Source organism: Vibrio sp. SCSIO 43137, from assembly GCF_028201475.1.
Taxonomy (GTDB): Bacteria; Pseudomonadota; Gammaproteobacteria; order Enterobacterales; family Vibrionaceae; genus Vibrio.
Genome location: NZ_CP116383.1, coordinates 2217705 through 2243222 on the forward strand (window position 1 = coordinate 2217705; position 25518 = coordinate 2243222).

Annotated in this window: 22 protein-coding genes and 2 pseudogenes; 14 read left to right on the plus strand and 10 right to left on the minus strand. The window is 46.5% G+C overall.

Annotated features, from left to right (window positions below; translation table 11 throughout):
* Position 1: 1 nt before the first annotated feature.
* The 6 genes and pseudogenes from rsxC (at position 2) to gloA (ending at position 6090) form a co-directional block, all read left to right on the plus strand.
* Positions 2 to 2611 carry an electron transport complex subunit RsxC gene (gene rsxC / locus PK654_RS10325; RefSeq protein WP_271695714.1) on the plus strand — a complete coding sequence of 870 codons (2610 nt, stop codon included), beginning with the start codon at positions 2 to 4 and terminating at the stop codon, positions 2609 to 2611.
* A pseudogene (rsxD, locus tag PK654_RS10330) lies at positions 2611 to 3658 on the plus strand (electron transport complex subunit RsxD). Before rsxC ends, rsxD begins: the two are co-directional and overlap by 1 nt.
* Before the next feature lie 9 nt (positions 3659 to 3667).
* Positions 3668 to 4303: an electron transport complex subunit RsxG gene (gene rsxG, locus PK654_RS10335; protein ID WP_271695715.1), complete on the plus strand. Its 636-nt coding sequence runs from the start codon at positions 3668 to 3670 to the stop codon at positions 4301 to 4303.
* Positions 4296 to 4985, plus strand: coding sequence for an electron transport complex subunit E (locus PK654_RS10340; RefSeq protein ID WP_271695716.1), 690 nt, complete (start codon positions 4296 to 4298; stop codon positions 4983 to 4985). Before rsxG ends, PK654_RS10340 begins: the two co-directional genes overlap by 8 nt.
* A gap of 42 nt (positions 4986 to 5027) precedes the next feature.
* Positions 5028 to 5668 (plus strand): annotated as a pseudogene (gene nth, locus PK654_RS10345) (endonuclease III).
* Between the two features lie 5 nt (positions 5669 to 5673).
* Positions 5674 to 6090 (plus strand): lactoylglutathione lyase, encoded by a 417-nt coding sequence (gloA, locus tag PK654_RS10350; RefSeq protein WP_271695717.1) that lies wholly within the window; start codon positions 5674 to 5676, stop codon positions 6088 to 6090.
* Between the two features lie 62 nt (positions 6091 to 6152).
* Here gloA and PK654_RS10355 read toward each other — a convergent pair whose 3' ends face one another.
* Positions 6153 to 6749: a VOC family protein gene (locus PK654_RS10355; RefSeq protein WP_271695718.1), complete on the minus strand. Its 597-nt coding sequence runs from the start codon at positions 6747 to 6749 to the stop codon at positions 6153 to 6155.
* 213 nt (positions 6750 to 6962) lie between these two features.
* Between PK654_RS10355 and argS the strand changes: the two genes are divergently transcribed.
* Positions 6963 to 8696 (plus strand): arginine--tRNA ligase, encoded by a 1734-nt coding sequence (gene argS / locus PK654_RS10360; RefSeq protein WP_271695719.1) that lies wholly within the window; start codon positions 6963 to 6965, stop codon positions 8694 to 8696.
* Between the two features lie 42 nt (positions 8697 to 8738).
* A complete protein-coding gene (locus tag PK654_RS10365) occupies positions 8739 to 9167 on the plus strand; it encodes an HIT domain-containing protein (protein WP_271695720.1) in 429 nt (142 codons plus the stop codon).
* Between the two features lie 52 nt (positions 9168 to 9219).
* Here PK654_RS10365 and PK654_RS10370 read toward each other — a convergent pair whose 3' ends face one another.
* The 4 genes from PK654_RS10370 to znuA all read right to left on the minus strand — a co-directional run bounded on the left by PK654_RS10370 (position 9220) and on the right by znuA (position 13155).
* Positions 9220 to 9450, minus strand: a complete 231-nt coding sequence (locus tag PK654_RS10370) for a FeoC-like transcriptional regulator (RefSeq protein WP_271695721.1) — start codon at positions 9448 to 9450, stop codon at positions 9220 to 9222.
* A complete protein-coding gene (gene feoB, locus PK654_RS10375; protein WP_271695722.1) occupies positions 9447 to 11729 on the minus strand; it encodes a Fe(2+) transporter permease subunit FeoB in 2283 nt (760 codons plus the stop codon). Before feoB ends, PK654_RS10370 begins: the two co-directional genes overlap by 4 nt.
* On the minus strand, positions 11729 to 11956 hold the full coding sequence (locus tag PK654_RS10380) for a FeoA family protein (protein WP_271695723.1): 228 nt from the start codon (positions 11954 to 11956) through the stop codon (positions 11729 to 11731). The genes feoB and PK654_RS10380 overlap by 1 nt, the downstream gene beginning before the upstream one ends.
* A 308-nt stretch (positions 11957 to 12264) precedes the next feature.
* Positions 12265 to 13155, minus strand: coding sequence for a zinc ABC transporter substrate-binding protein ZnuA (znuA, locus tag PK654_RS10385; RefSeq protein WP_271695724.1), 891 nt, complete (start codon positions 13153 to 13155; stop codon positions 12265 to 12267).
* Positions 13156 to 13280: 125 nt separating this feature from the next.
* On the opposite strand from znuA, the gene znuC reads away from it, so the two are divergent.
* The 4 genes from znuC to PK654_RS10405 all read left to right on the plus strand — a co-directional run bounded on the left by znuC (position 13281) and on the right by PK654_RS10405 (position 16325).
* Positions 13281 to 14063, plus strand: coding sequence for a zinc ABC transporter ATP-binding protein ZnuC (znuC, locus tag PK654_RS10390; protein WP_271695725.1), 783 nt, complete (start codon positions 13281 to 13283; stop codon positions 14061 to 14063).
* On the plus strand, positions 14056 to 14841 hold the full coding sequence (gene znuB, locus PK654_RS10395) for a zinc ABC transporter permease subunit ZnuB (protein WP_271695726.1): 786 nt from the start codon (positions 14056 to 14058) through the stop codon (positions 14839 to 14841). The genes znuC and znuB overlap by 8 nt, the downstream gene beginning before the upstream one ends.
* A 72-nt stretch (positions 14842 to 14913) precedes the next feature.
* A complete protein-coding gene (locus tag PK654_RS10400; protein WP_271695727.1) occupies positions 14914 to 15435 on the plus strand; it encodes a VC2046/SO_2500 family protein in 522 nt (173 codons plus the stop codon).
* Between the two features lie 209 nt (positions 15436 to 15644).
* A complete protein-coding gene (locus PK654_RS10405; protein WP_271695728.1) occupies positions 15645 to 16325 on the plus strand; it encodes an SDR family oxidoreductase in 681 nt (226 codons plus the stop codon).
* A 106-nt stretch (positions 16326 to 16431) separates the two neighbouring features.
* Here the strand turns inward: PK654_RS10405 and adhE are convergent, their stop codons facing one another.
* A complete protein-coding gene (gene adhE / locus PK654_RS10410; RefSeq protein ID WP_271695729.1) occupies positions 16432 to 19104 on the minus strand; it encodes a bifunctional acetaldehyde-CoA/alcohol dehydrogenase in 2673 nt (890 codons plus the stop codon).
* 583 nt (positions 19105 to 19687) lie between these two features.
* Here adhE and PK654_RS10415 point away from each other — a divergent pair.
* A complete protein-coding gene (locus tag PK654_RS10415) occupies positions 19688 to 20539 on the plus strand; it encodes an ion transporter (RefSeq protein WP_271695730.1) in 852 nt (283 codons plus the stop codon).
* 43 nt (positions 20540 to 20582) lie between these two features.
* Here PK654_RS10415 and PK654_RS10420 read toward each other — a convergent pair whose 3' ends face one another.
* The 4 genes from PK654_RS10420 to yejK form a co-directional block, all read right to left on the minus strand.
* Positions 20583 to 21599, minus strand: coding sequence for a hypothetical protein (locus tag PK654_RS10420; protein ID WP_271695731.1), 1017 nt, complete (start codon positions 21597 to 21599; stop codon positions 20583 to 20585).
* Between the two features lie 15 nt (positions 21600 to 21614).
* A complete protein-coding gene (locus tag PK654_RS10425; RefSeq protein ID WP_271695732.1) occupies positions 21615 to 22697 on the minus strand; it encodes an OmpA family protein in 1083 nt (360 codons plus the stop codon).
* Positions 22698 to 22902: 205 nt separating this feature from the next.
* Entirely contained in the window at positions 22903 to 24015 is a 1113-nt protein-coding gene (gene asd / locus PK654_RS10430) for an aspartate-semialdehyde dehydrogenase (protein WP_271698855.1), read from the minus strand.
* 176 nt (positions 24016 to 24191) lie between these two features.
* Positions 24192 to 25196 (minus strand): nucleoid-associated protein YejK, encoded by a 1005-nt coding sequence (yejK, locus tag PK654_RS10435; RefSeq protein WP_271695733.1) that lies wholly within the window; start codon positions 25194 to 25196, stop codon positions 24192 to 24194.
* Between the two features lie 86 nt (positions 25197 to 25282).
* On the opposite strand from yejK, the gene PK654_RS10440 reads away from it, so the two are divergent.
* The gene (locus PK654_RS10440; protein ID WP_271695734.1) at positions 25283 to 25510 is read left to right on the plus strand and encodes a YejL family protein; all 228 of its coding nucleotides are present in this window, start codon (positions 25283 to 25285) and stop codon (positions 25508 to 25510) included.
* Positions 25511 to 25518 lie beyond the last annotated feature (8 nt).

Below are 25518 nucleotides of genomic sequence, written 5' to 3' on the forward strand. Positions count from 1 at the left end.
AATGGCTAAGTTATCACTCGTTGAACAGATTCGTCATGGCCATATCTGGAGTTTTCCCGGAGGCGTTCATCCGCAGGAAAATAAGCAGCAGTCGACCCAAAAGCCGATTGCCAGAGCAAGCACGCCACATGAACTTATTCTTCCTCTGAAACAACATATCGGCCGCCCGGGTGACTTAAATGTTCAGGTCGGCGATCAAGTATTAAAAGGCCAGCAACTCACTAAATTTACTGCCAGCTTTATGCTTCCGGTACACGCACCGACTTCAGGCACAATTACCGCTATTGAACCAAGACTGACCGCACATCCTTCAGGTCTTACTGAACTCAGTATTGTGTTGGCACCAGACGGAAAAGAGCAGTGGCTACAAAAAGAGGCCATCGACGATTTTAGATCTCACTCTCCTGATGAACTGATAGAGGTTATCCGTCAAGCCGGTATTGCCGGTATGGGTGGCGCAGGCTTCCCTACAGCCAGAAAAATTCAGTCCGGTATGGCGAAAACCAATATTCTGATTATCAATGCCGCAGAGTGCGAGCCTTACATCACTGCTGATGACATGCTAATGCGCGAGCATGCTGACGAGTTTGTTCAGGGGATTGAGATTGTCTCGCATATCCTTAAGCCGGAACTGGTTGTAGTTGCGGTTGAAGATAATAAGCCGGAAGCGATAGAGGCTCTGCAACAGGCTGCCATTAATCTGGATATTGTTATCCGCGCAATACCAACTAAATATCCGTCTGGCGGCGAAAAGCAACTTATAAAGATACTGACCAATAAAGAAGTACCAAAAGGTGGTATTCCGGCGGATATTGGCGTTCTGGTACAAAACGTGGCCTCTGTCTACGCCATAAAGCGCGCCGTCATTGATGGTGAGCCACTTATCGAAAGAGTGGTTACCCTGACTGGTAATGCCTTTAAGCAGCCTCAGAACGTCTGGGTAAAACTGGGCACACCTGTTGAAGCCCTGCTTGAAGAGTTTAACTATCAGGCCGATAAAAAATATCCCCGCCTGATTATGGGCGGCCCTATGATGGGCTTTGCCCTGCCAGACAGCCGGGCACCAATAACCAAAACAGCGAACTGTATTCTGGCACCAACCAAAAAAGAGATATCTCCTAAGCATTACGAGACAGCCTGTATCCGCTGCGGACAGTGCGCTGAAGCCTGCCCTGCCTCACTGCTGCCTCAACAACTGTTTTGGTACTCAAAAGATAAAGACCACGACAAGTGTGAAGAGCTGAATATCGCTGACTGTATAGAGTGTGGTGCTTGTGCCTATGTCTGCCCGAGTGAAATTCCTCTGGTTCATTACTATCGTCAGGCAAAAGCTGAGATAAAAATCAACGCTGAAGAAAAACTGGCCTCTGACAGAGCCAAACAACGATTTGAGCAGAAAAAAGCCAGACTGGAAAGAGACAAAGCTGAGCGTGAAAATCGCTTTAAGAAAGCCGCTGAAGATCGCCGTAAAGAGAGCAAAAATAGCGGTGAATCTGACGCTATTGCAGCTGCTATTGCCCGCGTTAAATCGAAATCTTCCGCCGCTGAACCATCAGCCAAGTCAGCGGTAGCTGCCGCAATAGCCAGAGCAAAAGCTAAGCAAGCTGAAGCAGCCAAGTCCGGCGAACAGACACCGGACAACAGTGAAATGGCCAAGCTGCGGGAAGAACGCAAGCGACTGGCCCGTGAAAGAAGAGCGGAAAAAGAATCTAAAGCACAACAAGATTCAGAATCTGCAAGCTCCGAAACCAAAAAGGATGCTGTTGCCGCAGCAATTGCCAGAGCGAAAGCGAAAAAAGCGCAGCAGGAAAATGCTAAAACTGAAGCAGCTGAATCCTCTGAACCAGAAACAGAGCAAGTGCAGCCTGAGCAGGATAAAAAGAAAGCTGCTGTCGCTGCTGCTATTGCCAGAGCGAAAGCGAAGAAAGCACAGCAAGCAGATGCTAAACCAGCCGAATCTTCTGAGCCTGAAACAGAGCAAATTCAGCCTGAACAGGACAAGAAGAAAGCCGCTGTTGCTGCCGCTATTGCAAGGGCGAAAGCGAAGAAAGCGCAACAGGAAAATGCTAAAGCTGAAACAGCTGAATCTTCTGATCCAGAAACAGAGCAAGCTCAGCCTGAGCAGGATAAAAAGAAAGCTGCTGTCGCTGCTGCTATTGCCAGGGCAAAAGCGAAGAAAGCGCAGCAGGAAAATGCTAAAACTGAAGCAGCTGAATCCTCTGATCCAGAAACAGAGCAAGCTCAGCCTGAGCAGGATAAAAAGAAAGCTGCTGTCGCTGCTGCTATTGACAGAGCGAAAGCGAAGAAAGCGCAGCAGGAAAACGCTAAAGCTGAAACCAGCGAGCCTTCTGAACCAGAAATAGAGCAAGCTCAGCCTGAGCAGGATAAAAAGAAAGCTGTTGTCGCTGCCGCTATTGCCAGAGCGAAAGCAAGAAAAGCGAAGCAAGAAAGTGCTGATACTGAAACAGCTAAACCTTCTGAACCTGAAGCAGAGCAAGCTCAGCCTGAGCAAGATAAGAAGAAAGCCGCTGTTGCTGCCGCTATTGCAAGGGCAAAAGCAAGAAAAGCGCAAAAAGAACAGTTGCAAAATGATACAAAGGAGACTGACTAGTGGCTCTATTTATTGCCAGCTCACCTCATGCTCATAGTAAGAAGAGAACCACTGAGCTAATGAAATGGGTTCTGCTAGCCGCCCTGCCGGGACTCGCAGCCCAGAGCTACTTTTTCGGCTGGGGTACACTCCTGCAACTGCTAATTGCTCTCATAATGGCAGTTGCACTCGAAGCCGGAGTGATGTTACTCAGAAAACGTCACCCAATGTCTGCCCTGAGAGATCACAGTGTGATTGTAACCGCATGGCTGCTGGCCGTGGCTATACCGCCGTTATCCCCCTGGTGGATACTGTTTATCGGTCTGTTTTTTGCCGTAGTGGTCGCCAAACACCTATACGGCGGCTTAGGTCAGAATCCGTTTAATCCGGCAATGGTGGCCTATATAGTTTTACTTGTCTCCTTTCCGGTTCAGATGACAAGCTGGATTGCACCGGGCGACCTTAGCCCGAACAGTGTCAGCCTGTATGATGCATGGAAACTGATCTTTACCGGATTCAGTGATGACGGTCTCTCCCTTCAGCAAGTGCGGACAAGTATAGACGGCATAACCATGGCAACCCCGCTGGATGGGTTTAAAACGGCCATTGCAGGCGGCGCATCTGCTGAAGAATTTCTTAACAGCTCGATATATTCCTTACTGGCCGGCAAGGGCTGGGAATGGGTTAATCTGGCCTACTTACTCGGTGGGCTGCTGCTTATCCGTCAAAAGATTATTCAGTGGTATATCCCTGTATCTCTGATTGCTACATTGCTGTTAGTCAGCAGCCTTGGCTACATAATCTCACCAGAGACGCAAGCATCACCACTGCTGCACCCTATTCTCAGGTGCAACCATGATTGGTGCCTTCTTTATTGCTACTGATCCGGTAACGGCTTCAACAACCGTTAAGGGCAGGTTGATATTTGGGGCTCTTATCGGTTTGCTGATTTACATTATTCGTATCTGGGGAGGATTCCCTGACGGTGTGGCATTTGCTGTCCTAATTGCCAATATGGCAGTACCTCTGATGGATCACTACACAAAACCAAGAACTTACGGGCACTAGAGAGGAAGTATGTTAACCGCAATAAGAAAAAACGGGGTCACATTAGCCATCTTTGCCTGCGCCTGTACCGGCTTGGTTGCTGTGACTTATGCCCTGACCAAAGACACCATCAAGGCTCAGGAAGTGAATCAGCTAAAAACAACCCTGAATCAGGTTATCCCCCATCAGCTGTATGACAACGAGCTCTATAAGCACTGTACGATGGTTCAGTCCCAGTTATTGGGCAGTCGCGAGCAACAACACGCTTATATCGGTACTCTTGGTTCAGAGAACCGGGCAATGGCAATAGAGACAGTCGCACCAGATGGCTATAACGGCTCTATCAAATTACTAGTCGGATTCAACTATGACGGCAGTATTACCGGCACGCGGGTACTTGCTCATCAGGAAACACCGGGGCTCGGTGATAAAGTTGATATCAGGGTCTCTGACTGGATCTATAGTTTTACCGGCAAAAAAGTAACCGAAAGCAATCTGGACACATGGAAAGTACGAAAAGATGGTGGGGAATTTGACCAGTTCACCGGAGCGACTATCACGCCAAGAGCCGTAGTCAAAGCCGTTAAGAATGCCGCTATCTTCTATAATCAGAACCGGGACACCTTATACTCACAGGCAATAAACTGTGGAGGCGACAATGAGTGAGAACAGAGAACTGTTTAAAAACGGAATGTGGACCAATAACCCGGCACTGGTGCAGCTGCTCGGTTTATGTCCGCTGCTTGCCGTCTCATCAACCGTGACCAATGCATTAGGGCTGGGAATCGCGACAACGCTGGTGTTACTCGGCTCTAACCTGTCCGTTTCACTGGTAAGAGATTATGTGCCTAAAGAGATCCGTCTTCCGGTTTTCGTTATGATCATCGCCTCGCTGGTGACCTGCGTACAACTACTAATGAACGCTTACGCCTACGGATTGTTCCTCTCTCTGGGCATTTTTATTCCGCTGATCGTAACTAACTGTATCATTATTGGTCGCGCCGAAGCCTATGCAGCACAAAACAGCCCGCTTCCGGCGACCCTTGACGGTCTCTGGATGGGGTTAGGGATGACCTCTGTTCTTGTCGTACTAGGCGCAATAAGAGAGATATTGGGCAATGGTACTCTGTTTGACGGCGCAGACCTGTTGCTGGGTGAATGGGCATCGGTACTGAGAATCGAAGTGTTTCAGGTTGAAAATAGCTTCCTGCTGGCTCTTCTTCCTCCGGGCGCCTTTATTGCCGTCGGTTTCCTGATCGCTTTCAAAAATATAATTGACTCGCAAGTTGCAGCCCGAAAACCAAAACAACAGAAAGCTGCCATTGAGCGCGTCAGAGTAACCCAGTAACGGATTACCAATAAATAAAACTCAACACTGAAGCAATAAAATATGAATAATAACAAGAGAGTAGAGATACTTGAGCGGCTAAGGGAGAACAACCCAAACCCTGAAACAGAGCTAAACTGGAGCTCGCCATTCGAGTTGCTGATAGCAGTACTGCTTTCAGCGCAAGCCACAGATGTCAGCGTAAACAAAGCCACCGATAAGCTCTATCCAGTCGCCAATACACCAGAGTCTATTCTTGCCCTTGGTGTCGACGGAGTAAAAGAGTATATAAAAACATCGGCTTATTTAACTCTAAAGCTGAGAACGTGATAAAAACCTGCAAGATTCTGATTGAGCAGCATAACAGTGAAGTACCTGAAGACAGGGCAGCACTGGAAGCATTGCCCGGTGTCGGCCGGAAAACCGCCAATGTGGTACTTAATACCGCTTTTGGCTGGCCTACCATTGCGGTAGATACCCACATCTATCGAGTTTCAAACCGAACCAAATTTGCCATGGGTAAAACCGTTGATGACGTAGAGAGCAAGCTGCTTAAAGTGGTTCCTAAAGAGTTTAAGCTGGATGTTCATCACTGGTTGATCCTGCACGGGCGCTATACCTGTGTGGCCAGAAAGCCCAGATGTGGCAGCTGTATCATCGAAGATTTATGTGAATATAAAGATAAAGTCTATCCAGAGGAGTAATGACAATGTCAAATGGCCGTATTTTACACACCATGCTACGCGTGGGAGATCTAGACCGTTCTATCCAGTTTTACACTGATGTGATGGGCATGGATCTGCTGCGTAAAAACGAAAACAGTGAGTATAAGTACACTCTTGCTTTCCTTGGTTACGGAGACGAATCACAAGGTGCGGTTATTGAGCTGACTTATAACTGGGGAACGACAGAGTATGATATGGGCAGCGCCTTTGGCCATATCGCGATCGGGGTAGATGATATCTACAAAACCTGCGACGCTATCAAAGCGGCTGGCGGCAACGTAACCCGTGAACCGGGCCCGGTAAAAGGTGGTTCAACAGAGATCGCTTTTGTGAAAGATCCTGACGGCTATATGGTTGAGTTGATTCAGAATAAGTCAGCCAGCGCAGGCCTTGAAGGTTAATTAAATCAGATAAAAATAAGAGCCATGAAGAAAGAAATTCATGGCTTTTTTAATACCTGAGATCAGGCTTGCTCTGATTCCACCACTTTCTTCAGGCTATGTGGGTGGAACTTAATACAGACGCCTTCACGCTTAAAAGCGACTGTCGGATTTGCCAGACGCTCCCCTTCACCTTTAGGGCTGGAAAGCTTGGTTTTTATCCCTTTGTCTGCCAGTTTATCCCACTCTGTATCGAGTGCAGGAGCGTAGTTTTTGAGGTCGTTCAGAAACTCCTCTGCCGTCAAGCTGTCAGATTCAACCACAAACTCAATATGCTCCCACCCTTCCCTCGGATAGCGCTTGCCTGCTGCGGGATAAGGCAGTTCCAGACACTCTATTTTCCAGCCTGCCACTGCCAATGGCTGACTAAATTCTAAAACAATAATCGGTCTGCCATTAATCACCGCCTGAGAGATAACCCGGCCATAACTCAGCCACTCTGTATGAGCCGCCTCGGCCACTTTTTGATCGTTAATGCGCAAAGCAATATGGTCAGCCTGAAGAGGCTGGATATTCACACCAATATCCGTAGCAAGAGCTTGCACTTTCGTGGCGAAATCTTGCACATTTTTTATCATTTCGAATGGTTGTAAATCGTTTGTTAACAAGGGATTGCTCATAATCATCTGTCTAAAAGGAAAGAAACAGACATATATTATCAGCAAGGGAGAAAAATTAGGAAATTTTACTTGTTATTATCTGTTAGAAGCTCTGTTTCCCTGATACTATAAATGCCATTTTATGAATCCAAATTAGATATGCATTCATTTCCATTAGAGTGGAAACTGGGCGTATTGCATAAATAACAATTCTCAGAATTGAAGGAAACGCGTGTGAATATCCAAACACTGATTAACGACAAAGTATCTCAGGCTCTCGAAGCCGCTGGCGCACCAGCAGGAAGCCCTGCTGCGGTCCGACAGTCAGCAAAACCACAATTCGGTGACTATCAGGCTAACGGCGTGATGGGCGTTGCAAAAAAACTCGGTACAAACCCGCGAGAATTTGCACAAAAAGTATTGGATGTTCTGGATCTTGACGGTATTGCCAGCAAAACTGAAATTGCCGGCCCGGGTTTTATCAATATCTTCCTGAGCGAAGAGTTTCTTGCTAAGCAAGCCGAACAGGCACTGGCAGACAGCCGTTTAGGTGTTGCACAGGAAGAGCAGAAAACCATCGTTGTTGACTACTCGGCGCCAAACGTAGCTAAAGAGATGCATGTAGGTCACCTTCGTTCAACTATTATCGGTGATGCTGTTGTCCGTACTCTTGAGTTTCAGGGTCACAAAGTAATCCGTGCTAACCACATCGGTGACTGGGGTACACAGTTCGGTATGCTTATCGCCAACCTAGAGCGTGTTCAGAATGAATCTGATGAAGTTTCTATGGAACTGGCGGATCTGGAAGCCTTCTACCGTGAGTCTAAGAAGTTCTACGACGAAGATGAAGATTTCGCAGCGAAAGCACGTAGCTACGTTGTAAAACTTCAGGGTGGTGATGAGTACTGCGCTGAGATGTGGAAGAAACTGGTTGATATCACCATGGTGCACAACCAGCGTAACTACGACCGCCTGAACGTTTCCCTGACCAACAAAGACGTTATGGGTGAGAGCATGTACAACGACATGCTGCCACCAATCATTGAAGACCTGAAAGCAAAAGGTATCTCTCAAGAAGATGACGGTGCTCAGGTAGTGTTCCTTGATGAATACAAAAACAAAGACGGCGAGCCTATGGGTGTCATCATCCAGAAGCGTGACGGCGGCTTCCTGTACACAACAACAGATATCGCTTGTGCTAAATATCGTTACGAAACACTAGGCGCAGACCGCGTGCTTTACTTTATCGATTCACGCCAGCACCAGCATCTGATGCAGGCATGGACCATCGTTCGTAAAGCGGGTTATGTACCGGAAGAGGTCACTCTTGAGCACCACGCATTCGGTATGATGCTGGGCAAAGACGGTCGTCCGTTTAAGACTCGTGCCGGTGGTACTGTTCGTCTTGCTGATCTGCTTGATGAAGCACAGGTTCGTGCCCAGAAGCTTATTGATAGCAAAAACCCTGAGCTGGATGCTGAAGAGAAAGAGAAAATCGCCACCACTGTTGCTATGGCGGCAGTTAAGTATGCTGACCTTTCTAAGCACCGTACTACAGACTACATCTTCGACTGGGATAACATGCTGGCATTTGAGGGCAACACAGCTCCTTACATGCAGTATGCTTACACTCGTGTAGCCTCTATCTTCGCCAAAGCGGGCATCTCTATGGATGATGTTGCCGGTGATATCAAGATCACTGACGAGAAAGAGAAAGGCCTTATCGCTAAACTACTTCAGTTTGAAGAAGCAGTTCAGATGGTTTCCCGTGAAGGTCAGCCTCACATTATGTGTAGCTACCTGTTTGAACTTGCCGGTCAGTTCTCAAGCTTCTACGAAGCTTGTCCAATCCTGAACAGCGATGACGAAACTGTTAAGCAGAGCCGCCTGAAACTGGCTGCACTGACAGCGAAGACCATAAAACAGGGTCTGTCACTTCTGGGTATAGAAACTCTGGAACGTATGTAATGCTAAAGAGCCCTGCGGGGCTCTTTTTTGTTGGGAGCAATTATGACATTTACTCTTCATCCACAGCTTGAAAAAGATACCACCCATATTGGTGACTTCCCTCTCTGCAAAGTGCTGTTAAGCAGAGATGACAGCGTTCCATGGCTAATACTGGTACCTAAAGTCGATAACCTGCGTGAACTCCACCATCTTCCGATGGAGCAACAGCAGCAGTTTCTAGTAGAAAGCCAGCAGATCAGTAAGGCGCTGGAAACCTTATTTAGTCCGGATAAGCTTAACCTTGGCGCTCTGGGTAATATGGTTCCGCAGCTGCATATTCACCATGTAGCGCGTTTTACTTCAGATATCGCGTGGCCGGGGCCAATCTGGGGAAGTGCTGCGGGACGCTATCGTGAAGAAGCAGAGCAAGCAAAACTGGCGAAGCAGATAGCAGAACAGCTAACAAAAGAGGGGCTTTTTCAGTCCGTTTAATTTAGTCATGCCGGAATAAAAAAAGCGCTGAATATTCAGCGCTTTTTGTCTATCAGGAGAATACCATTAAAGGTATACCATCATCTTGTACTGCTTTATAGCGAACCTGTCTGATATTCTTCTGCTTATCCAGATCAACGATACGGCTCAGTTGTCCTTTCTTAATCCAGAGCTCAAGCATGGCATCAACACCATCTTCAGAGAGGGCGAATTTCTTCGCCAACTCTTTACGCGATACGCAATCACATTCGAAGATATGTTGCTTTATCTGCTGAAGAATCAAACCAGCGCTACCTCCGCCATTGACTGCTTCTTACCTTCGCGCTTCAGAAGCTGATAGGTCGCTGTCCAGATAGCAAGGATTGCGACAATCCAGATGCCGCTGGTAGCAGGCTGCTCGGCCAAGTGCAGTGCATTGTGATAGAAAGCCGCAGCGGTATAGGCCAACACCATAGTGTAGCTGGCGATAAAGGCTGCAAACGGACGGCCAAACTCTTTCACATAGGCTCCCATTGCTGCTACGCAAGGCGTATAGAGCAGGATAAAGATCAGATAAGCAAATGCCGCATGACCGGAAATAAACTGAGCTTTCAGGTTACCGAAAATAGAGTTGTCGACACCCTGCTCTTCTGCAACGGCAGCGGAGTCAGACAGGTCACCAACTTCAATACCTAGTGGGTCACTGTAGCTCAGGCCAACCAGATTCTCAGGAATGGTCATTACCGCTTCTTCAAGGCTGGCAGCAAGGTCATACTCAGCGTCACCCTCCTCTTCGGATGCTGTTGAGTAAAGGCTGTTAAGAGTTCCTACTACCGCTTCCTTAGCGAAAATACCGGTAATAATACCAACTGTGGCCGGCCAGTTATCTTTCTCAACACCGATTGGCTCAAACACTGGCGTCACTACCTGAGCAGCACGGGACAATACAGAGTTCTCGCTGTCCTCATTACCAAAGGAACCATCCGTGCCCAGAGAGTTAAAGAAGCTCAGAATAGTTACAACAATAACGATAGTTCTGCCCGCCCCCATAACAAAGCGCTTCAGCTTCTGCCAGGTCTTGATCATCACGTTCTGCATAGTCGGGATTTCGTAATCCGGCATCTCCATGACCAGAGCATCACTTGAGCCCGGATAAAGGGTTCTCTTAAGCAGTAGACCAGTGATAACGGCAGCAAGAATACCAAGCAGGTAAAGAGCAAATACGATGTTCTGACCACTGTCCGGGAAGAAAGCTGCAGCAAACAGGGCGTATACCGGCAGACGGGCACCACAAGACATAAACGGAGCCATTGAAGCTGCCAGCTTACGCTCACGCTCCTGATCCAGAGTACGGGTCGCCATAATAGAAGGTACGTTACAGCCAAAACCAAGTACAAGGGGAACAAAGGCTTTGCCCGGCAGACCAATCTTCTGCATTACCTTATCAAGAACAAACGCTGCACGAGCCATGTAGCCGGAGCTTTCAAGAACGGCAAGGAAAAGATACAGGCAGGCAATAACAGGAATAAAGGTTGCCACTGTCTGGATACCACCACCAACACCATCAGCAAGCAGAGTGACCAGCCACACCGGAAGATGATCATCAAACAGATAGTGACCACCATCAACCAGGACAGCACCAACACTGATATCAAAGAAGTCGATAAAAGAGCTACCGATGTTAATAGAGAACATAAACATCAAGTACATAACCACAAAGAAGAAAGGCACGCCAATCCATTTATTAAGAACAAATTGGTCCGCTTTTTCTGTGAAACTGTGGCTTAACTTACCTTCTGATCTGCGGATATGTTTGAGCTCTTCATGGATAAAGGAGAACTTAGTATCGGCAACCTGAAGGTCAATATCGATATCCAGAGATGCACGGGTGCTCTTAATCAAATCACGATCCTGCTCCGGCATACCGTTAATAACCAGAGCATCATTTTCCAGTGAGCGAATCGCTAAGGCGCGGTTACAAACCGTCTCCTGACTCCATAACGGCGCCAGTTTCTCTATCGCTGATTCCAGCTCATCACCATAGTTCAGCTCCAGAGCGGACAATGCCACACCCTGTACCACTGTTTTATGCAGCTTCTCTTTAAAACGGACTACCTGACCTGAGTCTGTGGCAGACAAACTTAATACGGGACAACCTAAAGCCTTTTCAAGACCGGCTATATCAATAACTTGTCGCTCACGTTTCAGGGCGTCCATCTTGTTCAGAACCACAATCATTGGTCTGCCAAGTTCACGTAGCTGAAGCGTGGTATACAGGCTTCTTTCCAGACAGCTGGCATCAACAACGTTGATGATTAGGTCAGTAGGATGAGTAAGAACGGCGCGGGAAGCGATAGACTCATCTAGACTGTTGGCATCATTACCACTATCAAGGGCATAGATACCCGGCAAGTCAGTTAAAACAATTTGGTCACCGGCATGTGAGAATCGACCGGTTTTCTTTTCAACCGTTACACCAGGCCAGTTACCAACTTGTTGCTTAGCTCCCGTAAGGGCATTAAAAAGCGTTGTTTTACCGCTGTTCGGGTTACCGACAGTCAGTATATTATATTGAGTCGCCATTACTGAGCCTCCACTTCTATTTCCGCCGCAATATTACGACGCACCGCCAGAGAGACACCGCGGACTTCTACTTGTAGTGGATCACCCATAGGTGCTCTGCGTATAACGCGGATTTCAGTCTTAGGCAGCAATCCCATAACCATAATTTTTTTCTTTAAATCGGAAGAGAGACCGGTAAAAGAGACAACCTGCGCACTTTCCCCGTCTTTTAATTCTGTGAGTTTCATTTTTGCCTCTGACCACTATTTACCAATAATAACCATTAATATGTTAGGGATAATATCAATTCCGTATGGCTGTAAACTTGTCCTGAATCAATTTCCTAATTAAAAATCGTTTTCATTTACATTATTTATTAGCAAATTAACTATTTCACTGTAAACAAAATGTCCACAAGGAGGGAGTAACCTCAACTCTTTGTTATTTAACGATTTATTAAATATAGGCAAAATACTGAAGAGCAAAAGTGTGCTGTAGAAGAGCATAGAGCAGACGGCAAAAATGTAATTTTAGGCCTGCTCTGGTAACGGAAGGATTAGCTTTTGCCGTTCAGGCACTGGCTGAAGCGATTGCCCATATCGGCTAAAAACTCGAAATAAGCGGATGGTTTAACGGCTATTTTGGTCGCCAGAGGGTCCAGTTCGCCGATAGTGACCTGAGTGCCGCGGGTAACAGACTTTACGATCGAAGGTTTAAATTGCGGCTCGGTAAATACGCAACTGGCTTTTCCTGATCGCAACTCTGATTTGATCTGAATAATGGTTTTTGCCCCCGGCTTTCTTTCCGGTGACAAGGTAAAGTAACCCTGCTTATTCATTCTGAACTGGTCTTCAAAATAGCCATAGCCGTCATGGAACACGTAATAACCTTCAGACTTTAAGGGAGCCAGCTCTGCGGTAAGATCCGCCACCGTTTTGTCCAGCCCTTTTATAAACGCCTTATAGTTATTCTGATAAATTTCAGCGTGCTGCGGATCGACTTCTGCCAGCTTGTCAGTAATAACCTTTGCAGATTGTCCTGCCTGCAATGGCCCCAACCAGATATGCGGATCAATACTCTCGGCACCGTGATTGTGGCCTTCATGAGAACCTGCCTCTTCACCAAACTCACGGAAGGTAATCTTATCTGACGCTGAGAGTTGTAGCTGACTTTTCTGTTTAGCCATTACTTTAGGCAGAAACGATTCCAGCTCAGGCCCCAGCCAGATAACCAGATCAGCATCAACTACCTTACGGACATCAGAAGGTTTAAGGGCATAGTCATGAGGAGAAGCTGTCGAGTTAACCAGCAACTCCGGCTTAGTCACTCCCTGAGTAATCTCCAGTGTGATAAGCTGTAACGGCTTAATACTGGTCACAATATCAATGGCGTGCGCCGCGTGAGAAGAAAGCAGCAAAGAGAGTAACCCGCACACTATACGTTTCATTTTTTCTCCGGAAATTCAGACTTTATGGCCGGTTTGCGCATAAGACAGGCGAAACCACCGCATTCGCTATTCATTAGATACAGAATGTTATACTATAACAATTCACTTTGTAAATGAGATTTATTATGGCTTCGTTGGTGAGAATGTCAGATATCACCGTGACTTTTTCTGACAGGAATGTACTCAATAAAATCAGTCTGGACATAGAACCGGGAGAGATCACCACCATAATCGGCCCCAATGGCGCCGGAAAGTCTACCCTTATTAAGGTATTAATAGGTTTAGTCAAACCTGATTCCGGCAAGGTAGAGAAAAAGCAAAAGCTAACTATCGGATACGTGCCACAGAAGCTAAAACTAAATGATACTCTGCCCCTTCATGTTGACCGCTTTTTAAAACTGGCAGGAAAATACAGTCGGCAGGAAAGACTGGACGCCCTTCGAATGGTAGGTGCTGAGCATCTGCATAAGCACAATATGCATAAACTATCCGGTGGAGAAAGTCAGCGGGTGCTGCTTGCACGTGCCCTTCTTCTCCGGCCAGAACTGCTCGTACTGGATGAACCTGCACAAGGGGTGGATGTTCAGGGACAGATTGAACTCTATAACCTGATTGACTCAATACGTCATCGTTTTCAATGTGCGGTTTTAATGATCTCTCATGACCTGCACTTAGTGATGGCAAAAACCGACAAAGTGGTTTGTCTGAACCACCATATCTGCTGTTCAGGCGAACCGGAAACCATAGCCAAACATCCTTCTTACCTGGAACTGTTCAGTAATCAAAACAACAGCGCACTGGCATTTTATCATCACAACCATTCCGGACATCACGATCTCTCCGGTTATCCTGTAGAAGGAGAGAGCTGCGACTGTACAGAACATCAGGAAAACCACCAACATGATTGATATACTTCTTCCCGCTCTTTTTGCCGGCATCGGTCTTGCTATTATTGCCGGACCTCTGGGCTCCTTTGTAGTCTGGAGAAAGATGGCCTACTTTGGTGATACTCTTGCCCATGCATCGCTGTTGGGTTTAGCCCTCGGTTTTTTGCTTGACGTTAACCTCTATTTAGCACTGGTTGTTTGCTGTCTGGCGTTAGCATTAATACTGGTTGCTCTGCAAAAACAGCAAACGGTGGGAACGGATACCCTGCTCGGTATTCTGGCCCACAGTGCCCTCTCTCTTGGCTTAGTGGCGGTCAGTTTTCTCGACAATGTCAGAATCGACCTGATGAGCTACCTGTTTGGTGATCTGCTCTCTGTGTCCATTTCAGATATCTACTTTATCTATCTGGGGGTCATTATTGTCGGAGCCATTCTCTACTACTTCTGGCAACCGATGCTCTCGTCAACAGTGAGTGAAGAGCTGGCACTGGTAGAAGGGGTTAATGTCTCTCTTATCCGCCTGATCCTGATGATGCTGATCGGACTGGTTATTGCAGTAGGGATGAAATTTGTAGGGGCATTGATCATCACTTCACTACTGATTATTCCGGCCGCGACGGCACGAAAATTTTCTGCAACTCCGGAACAGATGGCCATTCTCTCCTCAGCTATCGGGACGGTTTCGGTAGTACTTGGGCTGGCCATGTCATGGCACTATGACACACCAACCGGCCCTTCCGTAGTAGTCAGTGCAGCCGCCCTGTTTATGTTGAGTCAGTTTAAGAAAACCGCATCTTAAGATTACTTAGGTTTATTTACTAAAGCTCCCTGACTGAGTGCCGATAAAGGGTTACTCAGTTAAGAGGCCTTTATGCAGTCAGACACCATCACACAAGCGGCAACACTACAAACAGCAGCAATTAACGAGCTGCAGTTTGGTAGTAATATTAATGCTGCAGTGGAGCAAAACCGCCGCGCCGATTTCGCGCTATTGCTGGCAATGTTCTCTGACGATGTACGTGAGACAACCTCTGTTGAAGAGATCACGGCAGAACAAGCCTCAGAACAAAACCTTCGGGACCAGCTAAACGTTCCTGCAGCGCGGACTCTACATTCTGATGCTGATAGCTATACACGCTCAGCCCAAATCGCCAACCAATTCCATCAAGGTGGTTTCCAGAGTGCCCAGTTGCAGATGGATCTTTGCCCTGATGCTCTTGCCTGTCATGCAGAGAACACTCACGGGCTGGGTGAAGAGGTATACCGAAACCTGTCATTCCATGCCCAGCGCTCTCTGTCTGAAAAGCCTAAAACCGTCGTCAATAACAGTAACCTCTATCAACAACTGGTTACCTCCGGCAGAACCGATACCATCTGTCGTAGTATCGCTTAGTTTACAGTTCCGCTGTTATATCCGTATCTCGTTACCGCCTCAACAAATATGCAACAGCTCCCGCAAATGTGAGATAGCCCAGCAAGTCTACATTTTTCCCCAGGGTAAATTAGCTTTTCATGATGGTTTTCACACCCGGCAGAATATTTTTCGACCAGTATAAATCTGAAAGGAAGAGCGTAGAGTAAGCAGAAACAAGGGGCAGTTGAATGGATATCAAGAACTCAGTCGTGCTGGTTACGTCGGCAGGAAGCGTATTAGGAAGCACCCTTGCCCGCCATTTTGCCACATTGGGTGCAAAAGTGATTGTCACCGACGAAGACAAGTTCGCCCTGGAACAAACTGTGAAACGTTGTCAGGAGTTTCCTCTCGCGCCGGTTTGCTACCCACTAGAAAACTGCTCATTCGACAATGTTCAAAAGTTGTTTGATGACGTAGAGTCTAGTCTTGATCGCAGCATAGATGTGGTTATCAACTACTGGCCGAGTCAGCCTTTCCCTTCTCTGGTCGGCAGCACCGATGAGAGAGAACTTTCCAGCACCATCAGTAAGCTTACCTGCCCGTTTTTCAGCTTTGGTCAGGCTGGTGCCGATCATATGAGAAACCAACAGAAAAACGGCGTGATTATAAATCTGGTCACCTATGAAGAGGAGACCAATACCGCAGGAATGGAAAACACCTCTACCCTGATCTCCGGGTTTACCAAAAGCTGGGCGAAAGAGTTACACCCTTTCAATATCCGTGTCGGCGGAGTTATCCCGACTCTTACGGATAAAAGCAAAGGTGAAAAAGATATCGAGCACTGGGCTCAATTACAGGACGAACTAATCCGTAGTACTGAATACATTATTGCTAACGAGTACTTCACCGGCAGAGTAATGGCAGCTTAGTTTTCGGCAACTTTTTGCTTCAGACAAAATAGAAAAGCCTCGCAAGTGCGAGGCTTTTATTACTTATGAGATAGTCGTGCTAGCGAAACAATCTCAAAACGTTCTCTTACTTTTTCTTAGCTGGCGCTTGGTCAGCTTTTTTCTTGATTACTGTAGTACCTTCAAACGTCTCACCTTCTACATATGGCTTACCGTAGTATGCCGCAGATAGAACGTCTTTCAGCTCAGTGATCAGTGGGTAACGTGGGTTCGCACCAGTACACTGGTCATCGAATGCTTCAACCGCTAGTTCATCAAGCTTAGCAAGGAAGTCAGACTCAGCAACACCAGCAGCCTGAATAGAAGCTGGGATGTCCAGATCTTTCTTCAGCTCGTCCAGCCATGCAAGCAGACGTTCGATCTTCTGAGCTGTACGGTCACCCGCCTGGCTCAGGCCTAGGTGGTCTGCTACTTCAGCGTAACGACGACGTGCCTGTGGACGGTCATACTGAGAGAATGCAGTTTGCTTAGTTGGGTTGTCGTTAGCGTTATAACGAACAACGTCAGAGATAAGCAGTGCGTTCGCAAGACCGTGTGGCAGGTGGAACTCAGCACCAAGTTTGTGAGCCATTGAGTGACATACACCAAGGAAGGCGTTAGCAAACGCGATACCGGCGATAGTCGCAGCATTGTGTACTTTCTCACGAGCGATTGGGTCGTTAGCACCATTCGCGTAGCTTGAAGGCAGGTACTCTTTTAGCATCTTAAGTGCTTGCAGAGCCTGACCGTCAGAGTATTCGTTAGCAAGAACAGAAACGTAAGCTTCAAGAGCGTGAGTTACTGCATCGTAACCACCAAACGCTGTCAGAGACTTAGGCATGTTCATTACCAGGTTTGCGTCTACGATAGCCATCTGAGGAGTCAGCTCGTAGTCAGCAAGTGGGTATTTAGCACCTGTCTTGTCGTCAGTAACAACGGCAAACGGAGTAACTTCAGAACCAGTACCAGATGTTGTAGTAACACATACCAGCTCAGCTTTCTGACCCATTTTAGGGAACTTGTAGATACGCTTACGGATGTCCATAAAGCGCATTGCCAGCTCTTCGAATGCTGTTTCTGGGTGCTCGTACATTACCCACATGATCTTAGCAGCATCCATCGGAGAACCACCACCAAGCGCAAGGATTACGTCAGGCTGGAAGCTCTGCATTTGAGCTGCACCTTTCTCAACAACAGACAGTGTTGGATCCGCTTCAACATCAAAGAATGTCTGAACTTCCATACCCTGTGCTTTCAGTAGGCTTACGATTTCGTCAGCATAGCCGTTGTTGAACAGGAAGCGGTCAGTAACAAGGAACGCACGTTTCTTACCTTCAAGGTCGCCAAGAGCAATCGGAAGGCTACCACGACGGAAGTAGATTGACTTAGGTAGTTTATGCCACAACATGTTTTCAGCTCGCTTAGCAACAGTTTTCTTGTTGATCAGGTGTTTAGGACCTACGTTTTCAGAGATAGAGTTACCACCCCAAGAACCACAACCCAGCGTCAGAGATGGCGCTACGTTAAAGTTATAAAGGTCACCGATACCACCGTGAGTTGTCGGGATGTTTACCAGAATACGTGCAGTCTTCAGACGGTCACCGAAGTAACGGATACGATCTGCGTTTACGTCCTGGTTAGTGTACAGGCCAGATGTGTGACCGATACCACCGATTTCAACCATCTTAACTGCCTGGTCAACTGCGTTTTCGAAAGAAGACGCACGGAACATACCAAGAGTCGGAGAGAGTTTCTCGTGAGCAAACTCATCGTCGTAAGAAACTTCACCAAGACCTTCACCAACAAGGATCTTAGTATCAGCAGGAACTTTAACACCCGCCATTTCAGCGATAGCTGTTGCTGGCTGACCAACGATTTTCGCGTTTAGTGCGCCGTCGATAAGCAGAACTTTACGAACCTTGTTCGCTTCAGCTTTAGAAAGAACATAACCTTTGTGAGAAGCAAAACGCTCTTTCACTTCGTCATACACTTCGTCCATAACGATTACAGCCTGCTCAGAAGCACACACTACACCGTTATCGAAAGTCTTAGACATAAGAACAGAAGCTACCGCACGTTTAACGTCAGCAGTGTCATCGATAACGACAGGAACGTTACCTGCACCTACACCGATAGCCGGCTTACCAGAAGAGTATGCCGCTTTAACCATGCCCGGACCACCAGTCGCAAGGATAAGAGCAATACCGTCGTGCTTCATAAGAGCGTTAGACAACTCAACTGAAGGCTGGTCAATCCAACCAATGATGTCTTTAGGAGCACCTGCCGCAACTGCTGCGTCAAGAACCAGTTTAGCTGCATCGTTAGTTGAGTTTTTCGCACGTGGGTGTGGCGAGAAGATGATACCGTTACGTGTCTTAAGTGAGATAAGAGACTTAAAGATAGCTGTTGAAGTCGGGTTAGTAGTCGGAACGATACCACAGATAATACCTACAGGTTCTGCGATAGTCATTGTGCCCAGACTTTCGTCTTCATCCAAAATGCCACAAGTCTTTTCGTCTTTATACTTGTTATAGATAAACTCAGATGCGAAGTGGTTTTTGATAACCTTATCTTCCACGATACCCATGCCAGATTCTTCAACCGCTTGTTGCGCCAGAGGAATACGAGCTTGGTTAGCCGCCAGTGAAGCTGCACGGAAGATCTTGTCAACTTGCTCCTGAGAGTAAGTAGCAAACTCTTCCTGAGCCGCTTTAACGCGAGCTACAAGAGCATCTAGTTCAGCCAGATTAGTTACAGGCATAATGTTTCTCCAATAATTTAAAATTTAAAAACTCTTTAGTAAGGCTATGGATTTCTTATCTTTGTTCACAGTGTTCACAACTACGTCACATTTTGTAAGAAGGCTACATACTTAGTAAATTGCTTTCAGGACTGAGTATATTATTTCATTCTGTGAAAAATATTGACCCAGATCAGTTCTGAAAATTTATTTACCTACAACTGGGTATGCAATCGTTTATAGTTAAGCTATCTTTTTGTTTTTATTATATTTAATCCAACATTGATTTTTCTATCAATGGTTCTGAAATTTCTTAAATAATTCACTTAATCATTTCAGTCGTGTAAAAAAATTACAAAAAGAACAAAAAAAGCTCAATTGAAATAATTTTACGTGCTACACGCAGTATATCGTTTGTTACCAGCTTCACCACCTGAAGCGCTTTTTTTTAGCAAAAGTGTGCTCTTAGTAACAAGTTGAAATATATATTGTACTTTTTCTCTACAATCGGGTTTGATCAGTTCTGAAATGAACGAAAAGAAAAGCCGTTTATGAGGGAAACCCGGTTTAGCCATAATCCTCCTCAACAGCCAGTCAGGAAAATATGAAAGATCAGACTTTAAAACATAAGACATACGTCATTATATTTGGCACGCACACACCACAGGGCAAGGCCTTCGACCTATTCTTAATTGTGGCAATATTGGCTTCTCTGGTAGTACTAATTCTAGATTCTATCCCTTCACTGCCGGTGGAATGGTCAGATACATTCCGCTATATGGAGTACGGATTTACCCTGCTATTTACCATAGAATATCTGGTGAGATTATGGTGCTCACCTAAGCCGACGGCCTATATAAAAAGCTTCTACGGAGTGGTCGATTTTCTCTCTATTTTGCCTACCTACCTAACCATATTATTCCCTACTGCAAACTACATGGCAGTGATCAGACTACTGCGGGTTTTACGTATTTTTCGCATTCTGAAACTTGTAAGATACTTACAAGACTCAAACATACTACTGCGCTCAATCCTGAGTTCCAAACGTAAAATCCTGATCTTTTTTAGCACCGTAGCCATACTGGTTACCATCTTTGGCTCACTTATCTATGTAATTGAGGGACCAGAGAACGGTTTTACCAGTATTCCCATCAGTATTTACTGGGCCATCGTGACGATTACCACTGTGGGATACGGTGATCTGGTGCCACAAACCATGCTGGGAAAAGGCATAGCTTCTATGACCATGTTGCTGGGTTATTCCATACTGGCGGTGCCGACCGGCATAATTACTGCCGAACTGCAAAATGAGATGTCATCACATAAGGATTTGGTAAAGTGCCCCAACTGCATGAAGAACGGCCACGAGGCGGATGCCATGCACTGCAAACATTGTGGCAGTGCGTTGGCAGATCCCGACAACCGTGTGGTGCCGGTTGCCGGAAAGGAAGATTAATCGCACAGCCCGGCAGGTTAACTGAGACAGAATTAAAGCTTAGTTATTCTAACTTTGATACACACGACGCGTAATGGGCACTTGCGGCGTTTGCTGCCGGAGAGTTACATACAGCAAAATCGTCCGGTAAATCTAACTCTATGTATAGTATCCGGTAGTGATCTTGTAATGGCGCCTCACCAAATAGTGTCGCAGAAAAGTAGCCCGGGTCATTAGGCCAGCCAAAATCGACACCATTACGAGTTACATTGAGCGCAAACAACTCTTCTATTGTCGCTCTTCTCCAGTTTGACTGACCGGCAAAGTTCAGGGCGGACAACTTTTTACACCAACGATCATATTGTCCGCCAACTCCTGCATCAGCATCATTGCCGTCTCCGGGAAGTGTTACATTTTCTCCATCCTGACGAAACAAGGCAAAACGTCCGGTTGGGTTGGTGTTTTGCCAGTCGAACGCATAACTGTCGCCGCTGTTTGTCGCATTATGCTGTTCTATGTAGCCCAACTCAGCCATAACAACATCGGACGGAGTACTAGTGAACCACTTGGTCTTATTGTCATCAGGGTCAACAACTTCTCTGATTTTCAGGCAGTTTCCCGCCGCATTGTTCAGGTCTGTATCGTTAATACCTCCGTTGGGTCCTGTATCCAGAAAATTCCCCAATTGATGGCCACAAACCATTGACTGTCTGACTGTCAGGCTAACTTCATCACTGGTAATACCGTCTAGGTTAGCAGTTATCTTTGTCACCCCTACTCCTTTAGGTCTGGCGAGTCCCTCAGGAGTAAAACTGGCGACATTCGGTGTCACCATATTCCAGTTCACCAATCCGCTAATATCAGCTTCAGTACCATCATCGTATTTACCTATTGCCGTATACTGAACCGGAAATGAAGTAAGGGTAGTTCTGGGGGTAACATCTATGTAAAAAAGCTTTGCTGCGGAGCTCGCAGGCTGCTTTATATTCTCACCGGCAGTAAATACCCCCTCCGATTCGCAACCAAACAAAACCATCACTGAAAAAGTAAGTAAAAATGCTGATTTATTAGAGAAATACATAACGAACTACTACACCTACTGTTGATACTTAAATGAAGATAGCGTTACTTCTACCCGACGGTTTTTCGCTCTACCCTCTGCTGTTGCATTGCTGGCCACAGGATCCAACTCGCCTTTGCCACTAAGGTTCATCTGACCTATTCTTCCTCCCAGTTCCAGAAGTTCAGCGGCAACAGCGCTGGCACGCCGCTCTGACAGTTTTTGGTTATAGACTTCTGTACCTGTGGCATCAGCATGACCAACGATAAGTACGCGGGCCTGAGGATAGGACACCAAGGTTGATGCAATAGGCTTCAAACCTTGTTTAAAGGCGTCACTCACATGGGTTGAATCTGTATCAAAACAGTACTCTTCACCCAACGTCAGTGAAGAAAATGTATAAATTTTTGGTACCACAAGCTCTTTATTTACTAATGGTTCTGCCGGTTCAACTGGCCTCACATCAATAATTGCTTCGGTTTTCTCGGCCGGTACTTCAGCGGTGAGCTCGATCGTTTCAGGTACTTCTTCTGTCTTAGTGATAATTGAAGAGGGCTGACCAAACCGGTAAGTTAAGTTGAACATCAGAGCATAGTTGTCGTACTTGCCGGTTTCAGAACGACCAATACTGTCAACATACTGATACCCGGCCGACAGGTGAATGTTTTCATCAAACCGATAGCCCACTCCGGCTTCCGCTACTGGCGAGATTCCCCTTGCCTTTAGCTTTGCTCTGTTCGGCTGCGATTTTTCCAGCGTCCAGTATGACGCCCCCAACCGGCCATACAGGCTCCAGTCATCTTTAAAATACCAGTCATAACGGGCAGCGGTATCAAAGAACCAAGTGTTCACATCAACAGCCCCCCAACCCTCTCTGCTTGCTCTGTTAGAGTGATAGCTATAGCCGACATCCCAGCTCCACTCGGGGGAAAACTGTAGCCCGCCGGAGATTCCCCAGACACCACCACTAGGGTCTGTATGCGGAAAGGCATCGTCGTTAGCCCACTGATAACCGGTTTTTAACGTCATAAATGCCTGAGGATCCCCGTCAGTGACTGCGCAGACAGCAGAAACGGGCCAGCTTAGCGTCACTACCAACAGTTTTAATGAGACTTTCATTTCTATAACTCCATAAATAGAACGGCCACACCTTAAGATGTAAGTCCGCTGCTTTGTTAGCACAGGCAAACAATCTTGTTAGTTGGTGCTAATTGGTCAGCAATTTGAATGGAGTGAACCCATATGTAGGGCAGAGAGGATTTTACAGTAATAAAAAAAGGTCAGTAATTACTTACTGACCTTTACAATATGAGTTAGTGAGGTGTTATTTCTCTTCAAGGATAATACGCAATGTACGACGTAACGGCTCTGCCGCTCCCCATAACAGCTGATCACCGACAGTGAATGCATTCAGGAAGTCATTACCCATGCTCATCTTACGCAGACGACCGACAGGTACAGACAGAGTACCGGTAACCACTGCCGGGCTCAGTTCCTGAGCAGTAATGTCGCGCTCATTCGGAATAACCTTAACCCACTCATTGTGCGAGGCGATAATATCTTCGATCTCATCCATCGGCACATCTTGCTTAAGTTTGATGGTCAGTGCCTGAGAATGACAGCGCATAGCACCGATACGTACACAAGTACCATCGATAGGCACAGGGTTATCCTGAAGGCCAAGAATCTTGTTGGTTTCTACGGTGGCTTTCCACTCTTCCTTGCTCTGACCATTATCGCGCTTCACATCTATCCACGGAATTAGAGAGCCAGCCAGTGGCACGCCGAACTGATCTGTCGGGAATTCAGAAGAACGGATGGTTTCTGCGACTTTCTTATCGATATCCAGAATAGAACTAGAAGGGTCAGCCAGCTCAGTGGCCACCGACTCTTTGATTACGCCCATCTGAGAGATAAGCTCGCGCATGTTTTTCGCGCCCGCACCGGAAGCGGCCTGATAGGTCATAGCACTCATCCACTCCACCAGCCCTTTCTCATAAAGGCCGCCCAGCCCCATCAACATAAGGCTTACAGTACAGTTACCGCCAACAAAAGTATCAGTGCCCGAGGCAATACCCTGTTGAATCTGCGCAAGGTTAACCGGGTCAAGAGTGATAATGGCGTTGTCTTTCATACGCAGCGTTGATGCTGCATCAATCCAGTAGCCTTTCCAACCAGCCTGTTTCAGAGCCGGATATACCTTCTCGGTATAGCTGCCGCCCTGACAGGTGATCACGGCATCAAGCTGTTTTAAGCTTTCGATATCAAATGCGTCTTGCAGCATTCCGGCCTCTTTGCCGAAGTTGGGAGCAGGAATGCCCACCTGAGATGTGCTGTAAAATACAGGTTCAATATGGTCGAAATCTCTCTCTTCCACCATTCTCTGCATCAGTACGGAACCAACCATACCGCGCCAACCAACTAAACCTACTCTCATCATTTGATACGCTCCCTGTGATTTAAAAAATTAACCCCTCCATCTTTAATGATTTCCGTCACAGAAAACAAGCTTTTTTTGACTCTTATTACTAAAAAAATCACTAAAGCACTATTTATATAAAAAAGGCGGCTGAAGAGCCGCCCGTTAAAGGTCTGATGACTATTGGTTTCTAACTAACCTCGGTTTCGCACCAACTGATCTTTCAGATTTGGCGGAGTCCCTTTGATGGTGAGCGTATCGGTTTCCGGATCGTAAAAGATACGCTCACCCAGTAACATACTGTCAAAATTAATGCTCAGGCCGCCACCGGCACCGACATATTTCGTCAGTTTTCTGACTGTTGTACGATCAGCAGGGAAGCTCTCTTCCAGTTCGTAACCACGCTCTTGTGTGTAATCCATAAAGCTGGTGCCGTCACTGCTTTGCGGAAGCTCACCGGAAAGCTCTTTTACTTCTACTTCTTCATTAGCTTTCAACTGCTCGCTACAGTAGTCAAATACCTGCTTTTTGTACTCGTTAGTTTCCTGCTTATCCAACTGAGCATCAGTACAAAAATCGTCTACAGCCTGCATCAATACAAGGTTTTGCTGCTTTGAATCCAGTCCTACTTCAGCCTGCAGAAAGTCTAAGAAGAAGTCGGCAACCTTACGCCCTACTCTTCCCTTAATGTAGGTCAGGTAGCGATTTGAGTCTGAATCTGTCTCATAAGCAGACAAATCTATTCTTGCCGCAATATCCATTTTGCTGATGTCCAGATAGTCCGTAGCGCTGATATCCAGGCGCTCGGTTACTTTCAGGCTCTGGTTAGAAGGGAGCAGTGCAATAAACAGATAATCCGTCGCAAGGGACTGATATTCCGCTAAAACCAAAATGCCTTCATCGGCAAACGGGTATTTGGAGAGCTCATCTTTGAGCCTTCCTGCACAATTTTGAGAAAAATCGTAAAAATTTTGCCCGCCTTGGCGAACTTCTTGCAACCAGTTTTGAAAATCACTGTCAGATTTAAACGATCCAAAGCCCTTACCCGCTTTGGCATTAAAAACACGATGAAGCTCTGAAACGAGATCTTGTGAAAAATCATCATTTTCAAGGGCTTCAGAACGAAAGTTTACGATAAGTTCGTCTTGATCATTTTTTGTTAACTGATGCAAGATAACGTTAGAAAGATTCATACTCATAGCGAATAAATTGTTGTTCAGGTTTCAGTTGTGAGGGAGAGTAGGTTATCATAAGCCGCTTTCACTATCATTAATATAGAGTCACTATGCCAATTACATCGAAATACAGTAATGACCAAATCGAACTTATCCTTTCAGAAATCTCGGCAGTACTGGATAAACATGGCGCAAATTCCGAACTTACCCTGATGATTGCAGGGAACATGGCAACGAACGTACTCAACGACAATGTACCGGCGACACAAAGGAAAGCCATTGCCGAAAAATTTGCAGAAGCGCTGCTTTCCTCTCTTGAAGAGAGTAAGACTCACTAACTAAAGAA

What these genes read in the sequence shown, in the direction of transcription:
- PK654_RS10405 (WP_271695728.1), top strand. Translation starts at nt 15,645, where the DNA reads ATGGATATCAAGAACTCAGTCGTGCTGGTTACGTCGGCAGGAAGCGTA.
- PK654_RS10425 (WP_271695732.1), bottom strand. Translation starts at nt 22,697, where the DNA reads ATGAAAGTCTCATTAAAACTGTTGGTAGTGACGCTAAGCTGGCCCGTT.
- PK654_RS10355 (WP_271695718.1), bottom strand. Translation starts at nt 6,749, where the DNA reads ATGAGCAATCCCTTGTTAACAAACGATTTACAACCATTCGAAATGATA.
- yejK (WP_271695733.1), bottom strand. Translation starts at nt 25,196, where the DNA reads ATGAGTATGAATCTTTCTAACGTTATCTTGCATCAGTTAACAAAAAAT.
- feoB (WP_271695722.1), bottom strand. Translation starts at nt 11,729, where the DNA reads ATGGCGACTCAATATAATATACTGACTGTCGGTAACCCGAACAGCGGT.
- PK654_RS10420 (WP_271695731.1), bottom strand. Translation starts at nt 21,599, where the DNA reads ATGTATTTCTCTAATAAATCAGCATTTTTACTTACTTTTTCAGTGATG.
- PK654_RS10415 (WP_271695730.1), top strand. Translation starts at nt 19,688, where the DNA reads ATGAAAGATCAGACTTTAAAACATAAGACATACGTCATTATATTTGGC.
- adhE (WP_271695729.1), bottom strand. Translation starts at nt 19,104, where the DNA reads ATGCCTGTAACTAATCTGGCTGAACTAGATGCTCTTGTAGCTCGCGTT.
- znuA (WP_271695724.1), bottom strand. Translation starts at nt 13,155, where the DNA reads ATGAAACGTATAGTGTGCGGGTTACTCTCTTTGCTGCTTTCTTCTCAC.
- PK654_RS10365 (WP_271695720.1), top strand. Translation starts at nt 8,739, where the DNA reads ATGACATTTACTCTTCATCCACAGCTTGAAAAAGATACCACCCATATT.
- PK654_RS10380 (WP_271695723.1), bottom strand. Translation starts at nt 11,956, where the DNA reads ATGAAACTCACAGAATTAAAAGACGGGGAAAGTGCGCAGGTTGTCTCT.
- rsxG (WP_271695715.1), top strand. Translation starts at nt 3,668, where the DNA reads ATGTTAACCGCAATAAGAAAAAACGGGGTCACATTAGCCATCTTTGCC.
- PK654_RS10340 (WP_271695716.1), top strand. Translation starts at nt 4,296, where the DNA reads ATGAGTGAGAACAGAGAACTGTTTAAAAACGGAATGTGGACCAATAAC.
- znuC (WP_271695725.1), top strand. Translation starts at nt 13,281, where the DNA reads ATGGCTTCGTTGGTGAGAATGTCAGATATCACCGTGACTTTTTCTGAC.
- znuB (WP_271695726.1), top strand. Translation starts at nt 14,056, where the DNA reads ATGATTGATATACTTCTTCCCGCTCTTTTTGCCGGCATCGGTCTTGCT.
- PK654_RS10440 (WP_271695734.1), top strand. Translation starts at nt 25,283, where the DNA reads ATGCCAATTACATCGAAATACAGTAATGACCAAATCGAACTTATCCTT.
- asd (WP_271698855.1), bottom strand. Translation starts at nt 24,015, where the DNA reads ATGAGAGTAGGTTTAGTTGGTTGGCGCGGTATGGTTGGTTCCGTACTG.
- PK654_RS10400 (WP_271695727.1), top strand. Translation starts at nt 14,914, where the DNA reads ATGCAGTCAGACACCATCACACAAGCGGCAACACTACAAACAGCAGCA.
- rsxC (WP_271695714.1), top strand. Translation starts at nt 2, where the DNA reads ATGGCTAAGTTATCACTCGTTGAACAGATTCGTCATGGCCATATCTGG.
- gloA (WP_271695717.1), top strand. Translation starts at nt 5,674, where the DNA reads ATGTCAAATGGCCGTATTTTACACACCATGCTACGCGTGGGAGATCTA.